The sequence below is a fragment of the Plantactinospora endophytica genome (assembly GCF_016862915.1).
GTDB classification, from domain to species: domain Bacteria; phylum Actinomycetota; class Actinomycetes; order Mycobacteriales; family Micromonosporaceae; genus Plantactinospora; species Plantactinospora endophytica.
On the sequence record NZ_BONW01000005.1, the window covers coordinates 269,157 to 285,201 of the forward strand.

Here is a 16,045-nt window from a genome sequence, read left to right on the forward strand (position 1 = left end):
GCCGTCAGCGCTCAGCGGGCGGTACGGCGCCGCTTGAGGGTGCGCTCGTAGTCCTGGAAGCGGGCCTTGGCGATCGCCGAGCGGTCCACCGAGCGCAGCACGATGCCCTCGGCCCGGCCCGGCGTACCGTCCAGGGCCACCCTGGTCTGCGGCAGGTACTCGCCGAGCAACTGGTGCGTCTTGTCCAGGTCGGTCGGCAGTTCGGCGGCGTCGACCGCGTCGAGCCGGGGCACGGTCGGCAGTCCGGCGGCGTCGGCCCGGGCCAGCAACTCGGGCTCGGCGAGGAACCGCTGCCCCGCCGCCTCCCGCCAGTGCGAGATCCGCTCGACCGGCTGGTCCAGCAGTTCGGCGTAGTCGTCCAGTACGGCCACGTCGAAGAGCCGGGCGCCCACCGTGCGGTTGCCGGTGTAGTGCTTCGAGGCGGCGGTCACCTTGCCGCCGTAGACCTCCAGGTAGTGCACCACGACGGCGTCCCGGTCGACCCGCGGCAGCCGCTCGGCGATCGGGCGGAGCGCCGCGACGATGCCGAGGGCCGGGTTGCCGATCAGGTCACCCCGGGCGTAGAGCAGCTCCTCGCGGCTGCCGATCAGGTAGCTGCCATCCGGCAGCGAGACGATCCGACCATTCGTGCCGTCGACCTTCTCGGTCAGCAGGACCTGGCCGGCGAACGGGACCGTCTCGTCGAGCAGTCCGCCGTCGCGCGGGTCCAGGGAGTGGTAGGTCGGAATCGACGGGTACTTCGTCAGCGAGTTGACGGCCGTCAGGTTCGCCGTACGGACGTTGAAGTTGGTCACACTGCCTCCCCGTAATTCGCGCCACCACCCGGTGGTGGTTCCGGCAACTGTGCGGGAACGGCAGCGGGTGGGCAACGCGAATTTCGGGTGCCGGGCCGGGTGGTCAGGAGGCGGCGTGCAGGGCGGACCGGGGCGGGGTGTGGACCGCCTCCGTATCCCGGCGGGCGGCCCGGGCGGCGGCCCGGTCGCGGAGCCGGATCCAGGCGACGATCAGCAGAATCAGCGGAAGCAGCGGAAGGGCGATCAGCAGCACGATGCCGACGGCGAGTATCTGGCCGGCCGCGTACGGGCCGGATGTCGGGGTGGTTCGGTCGCGGCCGGAGGACCGGTCGGGGCGGGAGCCAGCAGGCGACATGTCGAGACCTTAGGGGAGGGTCGGGTTACCGGCCATGCTACGGCCCTTGGCGGCATCTGCCCGATTTTTCGGTCGTTCGGCGGAGCCCCTCCCCGCCACTCGCGGTGGGCAGTCGTCGACTGTCCGCTACCGTCCACCGTCCGGTCAACGGGACTCTGCTGATCGCCAGGCTCCTGGCACCGGCCGGCGAAGCGGTTCGCCAGCCGGCGCGGTCGCGATCGGCTACCCTGTCGCCCCGGTTGTCGCACCCGGTATGCGACAAGTCGCCGCCGCCGAAAAAATCGCCGGCATCCGCTGGCTTCGATCTTTAAGCGGAACCCGTACCCCCGCTTCGGCGGCCGGGCTGCGGCCCCGGCCGGCCCCGATAGACTCTGCGGCTATGAGCCTGTGTAGGGAGCGAATCAGCCAGCCCAGCGCCGAGCGGCCCGATACCCCTGCCGAGCGCGGCGAGGTGACGGCATGACGGTGGAGGAGGAGTCGGAGACGTCCGCCGGACGGCTGTTGGGCGCGGTCCGCGGGCCGCAGGACGTCAAGCGGATGTCCGCCGAAGACCTGGCGCTGCTCGCCGCCGAGATCCGGGACTTCCTGGTCGCGAAGGTCTCCCGGACCGGTGGGCACCTCGGCCCCAACCTCGGGGTGGTCGAGCTGACCCTGGCCATGCACCGGGTCTTCGACTCGCCCCGGGACCGCTTCCTGTTCGACACCGGCCACCAGGCGTACGTGCACAAGATGCTCACCGGGCGGCAGGAGGGCTTCGACCAGCTCCGCCAGCGCGGTGGCCTGTCGGGCTACCCGAGCCAGGCGGAGAGCGAGCACGACCTGATCGAGAACTCGCACGCCTCGACCGCGCTCTCCTACGCCGACGGGCTGGCCAAGGCGTACGCGCTGCGTGGCGAGGCGCGCAACGTCGTCGCCGTCGTCGGTGACGGTGCACTGACCGGCGGGATGTGCTGGGAGGCGCTGAACAACATCGCCGCCGCCCGCAACCCGCTGGTGATCGTGGTCAACGACAACGGCCGGTCGTACGCGCCGACGATCGGCGGCCTGGCCGACCACCTGGCCACACTGCGGCTCAACCCCGGCTACGAGAAGGTGCTGGACACCGTCAAGGAGGCGCTCGGCTCCACCCCGCTGGTCGGCAAGCCGATGTACGAGGTGCTGCACGCGGTCAAGAAGGGCATCAAGGACGCGGTCGCGCCGCAGGCGATGTTCGACGACCTCGGCATCAAGTACTTCGGCCCGGTCGACGGGCACGACGTGGCCGCGATGGAGTCGGCGCTGCGCCGGGCCAAGGGCTTCGGCGGGCCGGTGATAGTGCACGCGGTCACCCGCAAGGGGCTGGGCTACCGGCCGGCCGAGGAGGACGACGCCGACTGCCTGCACGGCCCGAGCAGCGCCTTCGACGTCGAGACCGGCAAGCTGCTGGCCGCGCCGTCGGTGAAGTGGACGCACGTCTTCGCCGACGAGCTGGTCGCGATCGCCGACGAGCGGCCGGACGTGGTCGGGATCACCGCCGCGATGGCCGAGCCGACCGGCATCGCCGCGCTGGCCCGCAAGTACCCGAAGCGGGTCTACGACGTCGGCATCGCCGAACAGCACGCGGCCACCTCGGCGGCCGGCCTCGCCCTGGGTGGCCTGCACCCGGTGGTGGCCGTCTACGCGACGTTCCTCAACCGGGCCTTCGACCAGGTGCTGCTCGACGTCGCGATGCACAAGCTGCCGGTGACGTTCGTGCTGGACCGGGCCGGGATCACCGGCCCGGACGGGCCGAGCCACTACGGCATCTGGGACATGTCGGTCTTCGGCGTGGTGCCGGGTCTGCGGATCGCCGCTCCCCGGGACGCCGCGACGCTGCGCGAGGAACTGCGTGAGGCGATCGCCGTCGAGGACGGGCCGACCATCCTGCGGTTCCCGACCGGCTCCGTCGTCGCCGACCTGCCGGCGGTACGCCGGGTCACCGCCGCCGACTCGATCTCCGGCGGCGTGGACGTGCTCGCCGAGTCGACCCGTACCGACGTGCTGCTGGTCGCGGTCGGCGCCTTCGGGCAGCTCGGTGTCGAGGTGGCGGCCCGGGTCGCCGAGCAGGGCTACGGCGTGACGGTGGTCGACCCGCGCTGGGTCCGGCCGGTCCCGTCCGAGCTGGTCACCCTGGCCGGCAGCCACCGGCTGGTGGTCACCGTCGAGGACGGCGTACGCGCCGGCGGGGTCGGTGACGCGCTGGCCAAGGCGCTGCGCGACGCCGACCTGCGGGTGCCGGTACGCGACCTCGGTGTGCCGCCGGTCTGGCAGCCGCACGGCACCCGGGCGCAGATCCTCGCCGACCTGGGGCTGACCGCGCAGGACGTGGCCCGGGACGTCACCGGCTGGGTCTCCCGGCTCGACGACGAGCCGATCGCCCCGGTGCGGGTGACCGCCGCCAACGGCGGCCGGGGAGCGAAGGGCCGCAACGGCCGAGGCTGAACGCGGACGGGTGGGCGCCGACCCACCGGTCCACCCGACCGGTCCGTCGGCGCCGACCCGCCACCGTCAACGCGAGTCTTGGCGGACCAGCCGAACGTCGAGGGGCGCGCTGAGCTTCGGTGGGCCGGAGGGCGAACCCCGGTCAGTTGCCGCCGGCCGAGCGGTCGGTGGTCTTGTCCGAGGTGATCAGGCTGAACGTCTCCCGTTCGGCCGGCTTCGGCACCACGACCAGCCCCGGGCGGTCCACCAGGCGGCTCGTGTTCGGCGGCAGCGCGAGGCTCGACTCCGGGCTCGGCTGCCAGACCAGCACCACGACGGGGCTGGCCAGCGGCAGGACGTACGCCTGGAGGGGTTCGAGGCGGTCGGCGGCCGACACCAGCGGCGGCCCGGAGGCCGGCCGGAGCAGGGCAGCCGTCATCATGCCCTCGTCGGTACGCCAGCTCAGTTGTTCGAGCTTCGCCGGCTCCGTACCCGCGCCGGCCAACTCCACCTCGGCCAGCGACTTCGTGGTCAGCCGGTCGATCGGCCAGGAGACCGGTACCGAACCGGGATGCGCCACGCCGTGCACCCGGTGCGGAATGCTGCCGAACGGCCCGGTCTTGGCGCCGAGCGCGCAGGTGTCGAGGCCGTTCAGCAACGGGGCGCCGGCGCCGGTGTCGTCGCCGACCAGCGGATAGCGCGGCCCTTCGGTGCCGGTGCCGAGGTCGATGAGCCGGTCGGCGGACTTGCCGCTGGGCAGCGACTCGCTGGGGCGCAGCCGGGCGGTGACGGTGCTGGCGGCGCAGGCCGGCAGCGCGACCGGGCCGGTCAGGCCGTCGGTGACGGCCAGCGGCTGGCGGTTCGGTCCGAGCAGCCGGTCGACCCGGGCCGAGACGAGGTAGCGCCGGCCGGTGGGCAACTGCACCGGCAGGACGTCGGAGTAGACCAGGTAGCCCGGCTCGGTGTATTCGACCGCCCGCTCGACCCGGAAGTCCGCGCCGTCCCCGGTGAGCTGCAACAGCCAGGAGCCGGCCTCGCCGGGTACGTCGGCGGCGACCAGCGCGAGCCGGTTGCCGTCGACCTCGCCGAGCCAGAGGATGCCGGAGGAGGGCAGGTGCACCCGGTCCTCGACCGGTGAGCGCCACTCGTCGACCGCCCGGGCCACCGCCGTGGTCGCTTGTGGATCGCCGGCGAGTGTCCCCCGGGACGGCCACACCTGGAGGGTGCCGTCCAGTGTGTCGTAGCCGACCCGCAGCGAGACCGGAGGTTCCTTCGGAACGGTGCCGCAGCCGCCGACGAGGAGAGCCAGCGTCAGAGCCGTGCCGACGATCCCGCTACGAGGGAGTGAACCCACCGCTGTGCTCCCGATCCGCCTCAGCTGTCTACAGAAGCCACATCCTACGAGATCTCGGACGTGGTCCGGGCCTGACCCGGAAAGCCCCGCCGAACGGGGACGCCTGGCAGAGTGACACGACTCGCACTGCGGTAACCCGCCGCCCAGGCAACTGGGACCAATCGGGTACTCCTGTAGACTCCGCCGACTGTGACGCTTGCCGAGCCACGCCTGCACACCACGCCGGACCCGGAAGGCCCCGAGCCGGGGGGTCGAACCGCGACCGGAACCGACGGGGGCGCGGCGGAGTCGGCGGGTTCGGGTGCCGGTTCCGAGAGCGGCTCGGATGTCCGGCCCACGGTGGCGCCGCCCAGCGACCGCGAGCCCGGTCCGGGATCCGGGGACGCGGGCGAGGACCCAGGTACGCCGGACCGGAACACCGGCCACCCGGCCACCCGCCCCGCCCGCTGGCCGACCTGGCGGCGCGACCTCGCGGTGTACGCGTTCTTCCTGGTCGCCGGCTTCTGGGTGACCAGCCAGATCTGGCTCGACCCGGCCGGCCGGGTCGCCTCGCTCTACAGCAGCGACCCCGCCCAGGTGCAGTACTTCCTCGCCCACTCCGTACGGGTGGTGCTGCACGGCGAGTTCCCGTTCTTCACCGACCGGTTGAACTATCCTGACGGCGTCAACCTGATGGCCAACACCGCCATCCTGGGGTTGGGCATCCCGATGGTGCCGATCACGCTGCTGTTCGGCCCGGCGGTGTCGTTCGTGGTACTGGTGACGCTCGGCCTGGCCGGCACCGCCTCCGCGTGGTACTACGTGATCTCCCGGCACCTGGTCAGCGCGCCGATCGCGGCCATCGTCGGCGGCTGGTTCTGCGGCTTCTCCCCGGCGCTGCTGTCGCACGCCAACTGGCACCCCAACATCATCTCGCAGTTCCTGCTGCCGTTCATCGTCTGGCGGGTGCTGGTGCTGACCCGCACCACCCGGCCGCTGCGCGACGGTGTGATCCTCGCGGTGCTGGTCACCTACCAGGCGTTCATCAACGAGGAGATCCTGCTCTTCACCGCGATGGCCTGCGGGATCTTCCTGCTGGCGGTACTGGTGCAGGAGCCGGCCCGGTGGAGGGCGGTGTGGCGACCGCTCGGCGCCGGGCTGGCGGTCTGCGCCGTACTCGCCGGGGCGCTGCTGGCGTACCCGCTGATCGTGCAGTTCGCCGGGCGGCAGGCGTACCACGGGCTCAGCGACGCGGTCCGGGACTACGGCAACGACCTGGCGGCGTTCTTCGTGCCCGGCTCCACCACGCTGGGCGGGAACCAGCGGGCCAATCTGGACCTGGCCCCGAACTACTCCGAGGAGAACGCCTTCTTCGGCTGGAGCCTGGCCCTGCTGACCGTGGCGATCGTGGTCTGGCTGCGCCGCGAGGTGCTGATCCGGGCGCTCGCGGTGACCGGCCTGCTCTTCGCGATCCTGTCGCTCGGCGAGCGGATCTCCTGGTGGAACCGGGGCGCCTTCTGGGGGCCGTGGGACGTGCTGGTCAAGGCCCCGCTGCTGGACGCGGTGGTGCCGACCCGGTTCGGTCTGATCACCACAGTGGTGATCGGGCTGCTGCTCGCGCTCGCCACCGACCGGGCCTGGAAGCTGGAGATCGCCGACCGGAAGGCGCTGCGTACCGTGGTGGTGGCCGCCCTGGCGATCGCGCTGGTGCCGATCCTGCCGCTGCCGCTGCGCGAGGTGAGCCGGCCGCCGGTGCCGCACTTCATCACCTCGGGCCAGTGGCGGCCCTACGTCGGCCCCGACCAGACGCTGGTGCCGGTGCCGGTACCGGCGATGGGGCACACCAACGGGATGCGCTGGGCCGCCGCCACCAACCTCGACTTCAAGATTCCGGGCGGCTACTTCCTGGCCCCCCGCAACGGGAACACCGGTGATCCGGGACGGTTCGGCGGCCGGCCCAGCGGGCTGAGCGCGGTGCTGGACCGGGTGGCCACCAGCGGCCAGCCGGCGACCCTGACCGACCGGCAGCGTCGACGGGCCCTGGACGAGCTCCGGCACTGGCGGGCCGCGATCCTGGTGCTGCCGCTGCGGCAGGACAACGCCGAGGCGCTGCGCAGCACCGTCGACCAGCTCGCCGGCCCGGCCCGGCGTACCGCCGACGTGTGGGTGTGGGACGTCCGCGCCCTGACCGACCGCACGGCTGGGTGAGCGGGCTGGGCCGACCCGCCGAGACCGCGCCGGACGTCGCGGTCCCGGCGGCCGTGCCGGTGGCGACCGCCGGCCCCCGGCCCGGTCGCGGGGCGGCGCTGCGGCGGGCCGCCGTGCACCGGCTCGGTTCGCTGCGTACCTGGTCGAGCCGGCGCCGGGGATCGCTGGTCGACGTCGCCGTCGTGCTGCTCTACCTGGCCTCGGCGGGCTACGTCAGCGCCGGGCTCTGGCTGCACCGGGACCGGATGACGTACGCCGGCAACGACATGATGCTCTTCGAGTGGATGTTGGCCCGGGCCGCCCGGGCGGTGACCCACCTGGAGAACCCGTTCTACAGCACCGCGTTGAACGCGCCGGACGGGATCAACCTGATGGCGAACACCTCGGTACTCGGCCTGGGCGTGCCGTTGACCCCGGTGACCCTGCTGTTCGGCTCGCAGACCAGTTACCTGCTCGCGCTGCTGCTCTCGCTGGCCGGTACGGCCACCGCCTGGTATCTCTTCCTGTCCCGTCGGGTGGTCGGCTCCCGCCTCGGCGCGGCCGTCGCCGGACTGTTCTGCGGGTTCGCCCCCGGGATGATCTCCCAGGCCACCGGGCACCTGCACATGATCTCGCAGTTCCTGGTGCCGGCGATCCTCGCGGTCGTCTTCGACAGGCGTACCGACCGGGTGGTCCGGCGCGGCGTACTGCTCGGAGTGCTCGTCGGCTACCAGGTCTTCCTCGGCGAGGAGGTGCTGGCCTTCCTGGTACTCGCCTGCGGGCTGTTCACCGTCGGCTACGCGGTCTCGGCCCCGGGAACGGCCCGACGGCTGGCCCCGGCGTTCCTCGGCCGGCTCGGCGTCGGCACCCTGGTCGGGGTGGTGCTGCTGGCGTACCCGCTGTGGTTCCAGTTCTTCGGGCCGGGGCACTATCGCGGGCTGCCGTTCGACCCGAAGGCGTACCCGCTGGACCTGGAGTCGTTCGTCGCCTCCTCCCGACAGACGATCACCGGGCACGACTCGGTGCCGGGCATGCTCTCGCCGAACCTGACCGAGGAGAACTCCTTCTTCGGGCTGGGACTGCTGGTGCTCTGCGCGGTGGTGGCGATCTGGCAGTGGCGGCGCCCACTGGTCCGGGCGCTGGTGCTCTGCGTACTGGTCTTCGCCGCGCTGTCGCTGGGCGAGAACCTGCGGCTGGGCGGCGAGGTGCTGGACCTGCCCGGCCCGTACCGGCTGGTCTCCGGGCTGCCGCTGATCGACCTGGCGGTGCCGGCCCGGTTCCCGCTGATCTGCGTACCGGCGCTGGCGATCCTGCTGGCGATCTCCTTCGACCAGGTCTCCCGCCGTACGGCAGCAGACCTCGTACCGGAGCAGCCTGGTGGACGGGCGCGGTCTGACGCGGCGGTGGGCGGCCGGCGGGTACCGGTGCGACTGCTCTGGACCGGTGCGGTGGCCGCCGTACTGCTGCCGTCGACGCCGACGCCGTTGCAGACCAGGCCGGTCTGGCCGGTACCGGAGTTCGTCGCGACCGGCGAGTGGCGCTCGTACGTGCCGCCGGGGCGCACCCTCGTCCCGGTACCGCCGACGAGGGGCTCCGAGGCGACCGCCGGGATGTACTGGTCGGCCCGGACCGGGCTGGCGTTCACCGCGCCGGGCGGCTACTTCATCGGGCCGACCGGCCCTCACGACCCGCAGGGCCGCTGGGGTGCGCCGGACCGCCCGACGGCGGTACTGCTGGACCGGGTCGCCGCCACCGGTGAGGTGCCGCCGATCGGCGAGGTCGAACGGCGCCAGGCGATCGAGGATCTACGGCACTGGCGGGCCGCGATCGTGGTCCAGGGCGGCCTGCACCGGGGCGTTCCGGTCAAGGAGACCCTCGACCGGTTGCTCGGGCCGGGCCGGGACATCTCCGGCGCCTGGGTGTGGGACGTCCGCCACCTCGTCGACTGACCCGGCCGGCCCCGCTCGTTGAGCGCACCCGGCCGGACCAGCCGACCGGGTGCGGTCGGTTCGTCCGGCGCCGGGGGAGAGGTCAGCCGCCGAGCAGCGGGCGGACGTCCCAGAGCCAGACGTCGTCCACCCGCTGACCCGGGCCGAGCAGCCCGGCCAGCAGGACGTGCAGCGCGGGTGCGGCCGGATGGTCGCCGAGCACCACCACGGAGGCCCGCCAGAACCGCAGGTCCTCGATCGCCTGCCGCCGGTTCTCCTCGGTGAGCAGCGGCGCGGCGCCCCGGTCCATCGTCCCGTAGATCAGCAGGCTGGTCGGCCGGGACGGTGCGCCGAACACCCCGTAGCCCTCCGCGTCCGGCCCGATGAAGTAGCCGGCCGGAATCGGGAATTGCTGCCCGGTCAGCGCGCTCCAACGCAGCGTGGAGAGGCCGTGCACGTTGCTCGGAATGGGCACCGGCACCAGGGTCCGGCCGGCCGGCACATAGGGCCGCCAGGCGCCGGAGGTGATGAACTGCGGCGGCGGGTCGATGTGCATCGCCGGCAGCGGACGGGGGAAGATCGGCAGCAGCGCGAGCGCGATGGCCGCGTACGCCAGGATCCGCAGCCGTGGCCCGACCGGCTCGACCCGGCCGGCGGTGGCGAGCGGGCCGCTGCCCGGTGCCGGATGGCCGTTCGCCGCCGCCACTCCGTTCGCCGCCGTGACCCCGGCCGGGGGTGTGGCCTCGGACGGCGGGCCGACGGTCGCGGCGACGCCGTTGTGGCCGCCGCCGGCCGTGCCGTTCGCGGCGGCCGGCCGTGGTCGGGTCTTCGCGACCTCGTTCCAGCCGACCGCGACCAGGACGCCGACGGCGGCCACCGTGACCAGACTCAGCCGGGTCGGCATCATCATCTCGACCAGCGGCAGGTCCTCCGGCAGCAGGTGCCACGGCCCCTCGTGCTCGGTGAGCCGGCCGTCGTAGCGGATCTGCCGGCCGAGCGAGAGGAGCCCGAACCCGAGCCCGAGCACCGCAGCGATCCGGGCGGCCAGCGAGGTACGCCAGAACAGCACCGCCACCAGCACGACCAGCCCGACGAGCGGCCAGCCCAGCCAGGTGTTCTGCTCGGTCACCCCGATGGTCTTCTCCACCTCCGGCGAGCCGGCGATGGTGTCCCGGGAGTAGGTGACGAAGGCCCGCAGGTCCTCGCCCCAGTTGTGGAAGACGCCGCCCTGCAACCCCCGGTAGGACTGCGGACCGTTGAACTGGTACCAGATCGGGTAGCCGGCCAGCAGCATCGCCAGCGCACCGCCGACGCCGAGCGCGCCGAGGAAGGTCCAGATCCGGGTCCGCATCACCGACCACCGGAAGGCCACGTACAGCGGCACGATCACCGCGCAGGCCAGCGCGGTGAGCAGCAGCATCTCCTCGTTGACGAAGATCTGGTACGCCACCAGCAGCCCCAGCACCACGCCGTTGCGCAGCAGGCGGCCGGGCTCGCCGAGCCGGAGCACCCGGACCACGATCAGCGGCAGCAGGAAGTTGGAGACGAAGTTCGGCTGCCCGTTGGCGTGATGGATGATGCCGGGCGCGAAGCCGAGGAACGCCCCACCGGCGAACGCCGCGCCCCGCGACTCGACCAGGTACCGCGACAACATCCAGTACGACGTGGCGGCGGTCGCCGCGAGCGCACCGCCGAGGTACAGCGCGTACGTCACCTGCGGGCCGAACAGCCAGGTGAGCGGGGCCAGCGGCAGGGTGACGCCCAACAGCGACGTGTTGGCCATCATGTTGACCCCGTCCGGCATGTTCTGCCGGCTGGAGAAGAGCGGGTTCTCCAGATGCTGGACCGAGTACGCGCCGTGCGCGAACAGCCACTCGAACCAACTGTGGTCGGTGGGCAGGTGCGACGACACCCGGACGTTCACGTCCGCCCAGTAGTTGGCGCACACGAATACACCGAGCAGGACGTACGCTCCGATGGCCAGTAGGTCGACCCGGGCGGGAGTTCGGAGAACTCGCCACTGTCGAGATCGACCGGCTTCGGTCGGGCCGGCTTCGGCATCCGAAGAGTTGTCCACCACCGGAACTGCCACGAGGCGCCATCGTACAGGTGGCTTCGCGTCCGAATTGCGGCTACCCGCTCGGTGTATCCGGAGTGTGCCCGGTCGCTGCGGGAACGACGCCGGACGATCCGGTCCGAGCGCCTCCGGCCAGGCCCGGAGGAAGCAGGGAGGGGAGGACGTGCCCACCATCGAGCTCGGTGAGTTGACCGCCGCCTTCCGGCCGGAGCCGTCCGGACCGCCGCCGGCCACGGGCCCGCGCCCGGCCGCCCGGTCGGGGTGGCTCGGGATCGTGCTGGTCGCCCTGCTCGGCACGGTGGCGGCCGGGCACCCGTTCCCCCGGCCGTGGCCGGAGGTGACGCTGCCGACCCGGTTCGGTGCGACGGTCTACGCCGACCGGAACCTGCTGTTCGTCGCCGGGCCGGAGCGCTCCGACCGGGGCGGCGTGATGCTGGCCGGATACCGGCTGCCGGCGGTCGAGCCGCGCTGGCGGGTGGCGCTGCCGGCCGGCGACCTCGGCACCGTCCAACCGGTCGGCGATCACCTGCTGCTCGCGACCTACACGGATCTGTCACTGCCCCGGTTCGCCCGGCTGACCGTGCTGGACGTGTCGACCGGCGTCGTCGCCTGGGAGCGCGAGGCGAGCCTGATGGCGGTGAGCAGCGCCGGCCTTCTCCTGCTCTGGACGGAGGCGCCGGCGGTGTGGGCGGACCCGAGGCGGCCGTCGCCCCCGGATCAGCAGCCCGGGAGGCTGGTGGCGGTCGATCCGGCGACCGGTGCCGAGCGGTGGTCGCTGCCGGTGCCGGCCGGGGCGCTGCCGTCGTTCGACCGGCCGATCCGGGACCCGACCGGCGCCGGCCGGGTGTCGACCCTGGTCCTCGCGCTGCCCGGCGGCCGGGTCGAGGTGCACGACCTCGACACCGGCGCCCTGGTGCACGCCGGGCACCTGGCGGAGCCGGGCGACGGACCGCGGGCCCGGGTGCGCGGCGAGGCCGTCGGCGGCCTGTTCCTGAGGTACGGGGAGAGCACCGTCACCGCGTACGGGCTGCCCCGGCTGGACCGCCGCTGGTCGGCCCCGCTCGACCTCGTGGTGGAGAACGGGCCGTTCCCCTGCGGAGTCGACCTGTGCAGTTTCCGGCCGCAGCGCGGGGTACGGGTCTGGGATCCCCGGACCGGGGCCACCCGGTGGGCGGACGACCAGTGGAGCACCCTCTCGTCGCTGGGCGATGCCCTGATCGGCTGGGCGACCGGGGCCGGCGACGCCGACACCATGTCCGTGCTCGATCCGGCCACCGGACGGGTACTCGCCGACCTCGGCGCCTGGAACGTCTTCGAGGCGTACGGGCAGCGCTTCGTCGGCGTCCGGTACGGCGCCGACCGGCGGGCCTGGGTGGTGGAGTTCGACCCGGCGACCTGGCAGCACCGCCTGCTGACGGTGCTGCCCGGGATCTCCGGCGGCTGCGGGCTCACCGCGACCGCGCTGTACTGCCGGCGGCTCGACGCGTCGACCGGAGTGTGGCGACTGCCCGGATAATCCACCCGGCCGGACGCCTGCGAGCTGTCACTTGTCGGGCACGGATAGGTTGTCCCCTACAGGAAGCCGGGGAGGTCCGTGGTGCGGGTACTGGTGGTCGAGGACGAGCGCAACCTGGCCGACGCGATCGTCCGAGGGCTGCGCCGGCAGGGGATGGCGGTGGACGTCGCCTACGACGGCTCGACGGGTCACGAGATGGCCTTCGTCACCCGGTACGACGTGGTGGTGCTCGACCGGGACCTGCCCGGCGTACACGGTGACCAGATCTGCGCCGACCTGGTCACCTCGGGTGCCCTGACCCGGGTGCTGATGCTGACCGCCAGCGGCACCGTCGCCGACCGGGTGGAAGGGCTCCAACTCGGCGCCGACGACTACCTGCCGAAGCCGTTCGCCTTCGACGAGCTGGTCGCCCGGGTGCAGGCGCTCGGTCGCCGGGCCACCCCGGTCACCCCGCCGGTGCTGACCGTGGCCGACCTGGTGGTCGACCCGGCCCGTCGGGTGGCGACCCGGGGCGGGGTGGCGGTCGACCTGACCCGCAAGGAGTTCGGCGTGCTGGAGGAGCTGGTCAAGGCGCGTGGCGCGGTGGTTTCCAGCGAGGAACTCCTCGAACGGGTCTGGGACGCCAACACCGACCCGTTCACCACGACCGTCCGGGTGACCGTGATGACGTTGCGGAAGAAGCTCGGTGAACCACCGCTGATCGAGACGGTGGTCGGTGCCGGCTACCGGGTACCGGACCCGTACGTGCCAGGGCAGGTGAGTGCATGACCGTCTATCTGACCCGTCGTCGGCCCCGGGTGCGGCCCACCCTGCGGCTCCGGTTGACCCTGCTCAACGGCGTCCTGCTGATCGGGGCCGGGGCGATCCTGGTGCTGCTCGCCTGGCTGCTGGTCGGCGACGCGCTGACCCCGGACATCCAGCTCAGGTCGAACCCCACTCTGGAGCTGTCCGACGGCCGGCTGGTCCAGGCCAGTCAGTGGCAGCAGGAGATGGCCCAGACCGCCACCCGGGAACTGCTGGTCAAGGGGCTGCTGGCGCTGCTGGCGATCAGCATCGTCGGGGTGGCCGGCGCGTACGCGGTGGCCGGCCGGGCGCTGCGCCCGCTGCATCAGGTGACCTCCACGGCACGCCGGCTCGGCGAGGCCACCCTGGACCAGCGGATCCGCTACTCCGGCGCGGACGACGAGGTGGCCGAGCTGGCCGGCACCTTCGACGCGATGCTCGACCGGATCGGGGACGCCTTCGAGGCGCAGAAACGCTTCGTCGCCAACGCCTCGCACGAGCTGCGTACGCCGCTGGCGGTGATGCGTACCGAGATCGACGTCACGATGGCCGACGACGAGGCGGACGTGGCCGAGTACCGGCGGATGGGCACCGTGGTCCGGGACGCCTCCGAGCGGGCGAACAACCTGGTCGACGCGCTACTGGTGCTGGCGCGCAGTGAGGCGCAGTCGGGGCGCCGGCTGGCCCGGAAGGCGCCGACCGATCTCGCCACCGGTGCCAGCGCGGCACTCTCGGCGGTGCGGGCCGAGACCACCCGGCTCAAGCTCCAGGTCGAGACGGCGCTGGCCCCGGCACCGGTGGTCGGCGATCCGGGCCTGCTGGAGCGGCTGGCCGGCAACCTGATCGAGAACGCGGTGCGCTACAACCACCTGCACGGCCGGATGTGGGTGCGTACCGGCTCCGGTCCGGAGCACGCCTGGCTGGTGGTCGGCAACACGGGCTTCGAGGTGGAGCAGGCGGACGTACCCGGGCTGTTCGAGGCGTTCCGGCGGGGTGGGCGCGAGCGGACCGGTGCCCGGGGTTCCGGCCTGGGGCTGTCGATCGTGCGAGCGGTCTGCGACGCGCACGGCGGTACGGTCAGCGCGATCGCCCAGGACGGTGGCGGGCTGGAGGTGACGGTGACCCTGCCGGCGGCCGAGACCACGCCGGTGGTGGCCGCCTCGGCGGTGGTCGGTGGCGCCCCGCTGGCCGCACCCATCCGGCCGGCGAGCGTGCCGGGCGCGGTCAGTACGGCGAGCACCGTCCCGCTCGGCTCGGCGGCCAGCCGGATCGCTCCGGCCGGCGTACCGGTCGCGGGCACGCCGGACGGAACCGCCGGTACCCCGAACGGCCTGGCGGAGGCCGGCCCCGGCGCCGACCCGCCGCGCGGCTGATCCCGCCTGCCGGCCTCGGACACCCGGGCGACAGTTCGATTTCCGGGCCTCAGTTCCGGGCGACCACGTCCAGGTCGAGGATGTTTGTTCAGGCGACCACGTCCAGGTCGCGAATCTTCGTTCAGGCGACGAGGTCCAGGTCGCGGACCTCGCGGCGGATCGCCCGGAGTCGGGCGGTGGTGATGCCGAGTTCCTGCGCCACGTCGGCGTCACTGGCGTCCGGGCGTTCGGCCTGGATCGCCGCAGCCAGTGCGGCGGTCTCGGTGATCGGGCGGCGCGGGCGGGAACCGGTCGCGGGTTTGGCCGCCCGGCCGGCGGCGGGCCGTTTCCGGGACGCACCGACGGCTGTCTTCCGGGCTCCACCAGCGCCGGTCGCGGCAGGTACCACCGTCGGCGCGCTGGCGGTCACCGACGAACCGACCGCCGAAGGCCCGGTCATAGGCCCTGCGGCCCACCCGACTGCCCCGTTCTGCCCGGCTGCCCCGCCCATCCCGGCTGCCCCCTTCTGCCCGGCTGCCCCGCCCAGTTCGGCCGATCCGGCCTGGGCGCCCGATCCGAGCTGGGCGCTCGGATCGGGTTGCCGGGCTGGCCCGAACTGCCGCGCCGGCCCGGTCGTTGCCGGCCATCCGGCCTGACCGACCGAGCCGGGTCGACCGGCCGGTGCGGTCGACTCGGCTCCCGGCGCCGGATCGGGCGCCGGGGCAGGCTGGGCGGCGCTGGTCTGGGCCGCCTGCGCGGCGGAGATCCGGCCGCCCAGCTCGACCAGGCAGATGCTGGCCACCACGATCAGTCCGTCGACCGAGAGCGGCAGCAGGTACGGCGACGCGCCCGTCTCGCCGTACCGGGCGGCGACCCCGACCATGTGCCAGTACGACACCCAGGCGGCGATCCCGGCGATGGTGGCGGTGGCCGCCCAGCGGGCGAAGGCCAGCGAGCGGCGGTGCACCGGTACCCGTGAGATCAACTCGACGGTGAGCAGCAGGGCCAGTGGTGGCCAGGCGGCGATGGCCTGGCTGATCGGGTTGTCCCGGGCGTGCAGGATGTTGGCGACCACCGAGGCGGCGACCCCGAGGGTGAGGGTGGCGCGTACAGCCCAGCGGACCCGGCGAAGCTGTGGGAGGGGCACCGGTCGCTCCTTGTCTTCGTCGTGCTGCCTCTCGGTCCAGCGGACCAGCCGGCCCGACCGCTCATCCTTACGGCCGAACCGGTCCAGCCCGTGTACCGCCCGAATCTCCGGCGTGTCGCTCACCGCCTGCTGCC

At 73.1% G+C, this 16,045-nt stretch carries 10 protein-coding genes and 1 pseudogene; 6 read left to right on the forward strand and 5 right to left on the reverse strand.

The annotated features are described in order from the left end of the window. Nucleotides 1–11: 11 nt before the first annotated feature. Both Pen02_RS08645 and Pen02_RS08650 read right to left on the reverse strand, forming a co-directional pair. Complete coding sequence (locus tag Pen02_RS08645) at nucleotides 12–794, reverse strand: RNA ligase family protein (protein ID WP_203865388.1); 783 nt, start codon at nucleotides 792–794, stop codon at nucleotides 12–14. A 103-nt stretch (nucleotides 795–897) separates the two neighbouring features. Next, nucleotides 898–1,149, reverse strand: a complete 252-nt coding sequence (locus tag Pen02_RS08650; RefSeq protein ID WP_203865389.1) for a hypothetical protein — start codon at nucleotides 1,147–1,149, stop codon at nucleotides 898–900. A gap of 459 nt (nucleotides 1,150–1,608) precedes the next feature. Here Pen02_RS08650 and dxs point away from each other — a divergent pair, with 459 nt between their 5' ends. Next, nucleotides 1,609–3,609, forward strand: a complete 2,001-nt coding sequence (gene dxs / locus Pen02_RS08655) for a 1-deoxy-D-xylulose-5-phosphate synthase (protein WP_203865390.1) — start codon at nucleotides 1,609–1,611, stop codon at nucleotides 3,607–3,609. Nucleotides 3,610–3,751: 142 nt separating this feature from the next. Here dxs and Pen02_RS08660 read toward each other — a convergent pair whose 3' ends face one another. Further along, the gene (locus tag Pen02_RS08660) at nucleotides 3,752–4,942 is read right to left on the reverse strand and encodes a hypothetical protein (RefSeq protein WP_239140272.1); all 1,191 of its coding nucleotides are present in this window, start codon (nucleotides 4,940–4,942) and stop codon (nucleotides 3,752–3,754) included. Between the two features lie 339 nt (nucleotides 4,943–5,281). Between Pen02_RS08660 and Pen02_RS08665 the strand changes: the two genes are divergently transcribed. Together Pen02_RS08665 and Pen02_RS08670 are read left to right on the forward strand one after the other, a co-directional pair. Beyond that, nucleotides 5,282–7,129: a DUF6311 domain-containing protein gene (locus Pen02_RS08665; RefSeq protein WP_239140277.1), complete on the forward strand. Its 1,848-nt coding sequence runs from the start codon at nucleotides 5,282–5,284 to the stop codon at nucleotides 7,127–7,129. Then, nucleotides 7,126–9,057: a DUF6311 domain-containing protein gene (locus Pen02_RS08670; RefSeq protein WP_239140278.1), complete on the forward strand. Its 1,932-nt coding sequence runs from the start codon at nucleotides 7,126–7,128 to the stop codon at nucleotides 9,055–9,057. Before Pen02_RS08665 ends, Pen02_RS08670 begins: the two co-directional genes overlap by 4 nt. 82 nt (nucleotides 9,058–9,139) lie before the next feature. Here the strand turns inward: Pen02_RS08670 and Pen02_RS08675 are convergent, their stop codons facing one another. Further along, nucleotides 9,140–11,116, reverse strand: coding sequence for a putative glycosyltransferase family protein (locus Pen02_RS08675; protein WP_372445595.1), 1,977 nt, complete (start codon nucleotides 11,114–11,116; stop codon nucleotides 9,140–9,142). A 160-nt stretch (nucleotides 11,117–11,276) separates the two neighbouring features. On the opposite strand from Pen02_RS08675, the gene Pen02_RS08680 reads away from it, so the two are divergent. From Pen02_RS08680 to Pen02_RS08690, 3 genes and pseudogenes are all read left to right on the forward strand, one after another. After that, a complete protein-coding gene (locus tag Pen02_RS08680) occupies nucleotides 11,277–12,629 on the forward strand; it encodes an outer membrane protein assembly factor BamB family protein (RefSeq protein WP_203865392.1) in 1,353 nt (450 codons plus the stop codon). An 81-nt stretch (nucleotides 12,630–12,710) separates the two neighbouring features. Further along, nucleotides 12,711–13,397 (forward strand): response regulator transcription factor, encoded by a 687-nt coding sequence (locus Pen02_RS08685; protein WP_203865393.1) that lies wholly within the window; start codon nucleotides 12,711–12,713, stop codon nucleotides 13,395–13,397. Nucleotides 13,398–13,405: 8 nt separating this feature from the next. Next, nucleotides 13,406–14,551 (forward strand): annotated as a pseudogene (locus Pen02_RS08690) (sensor histidine kinase); the annotation flags it as partial. Nucleotides 14,552–14,906: 355 nt separating this feature from the next. Here Pen02_RS08690 and Pen02_RS41625 read toward each other — a convergent pair. After that, nucleotides 14,907–15,911 (reverse strand): DUF2637 domain-containing protein, encoded by a 1,005-nt coding sequence (locus tag Pen02_RS41625; RefSeq protein WP_239140279.1) that lies wholly within the window; start codon nucleotides 15,909–15,911, stop codon nucleotides 14,907–14,909. Between the last annotated feature and the right edge of the window lie 134 nt (nucleotides 15,912–16,045).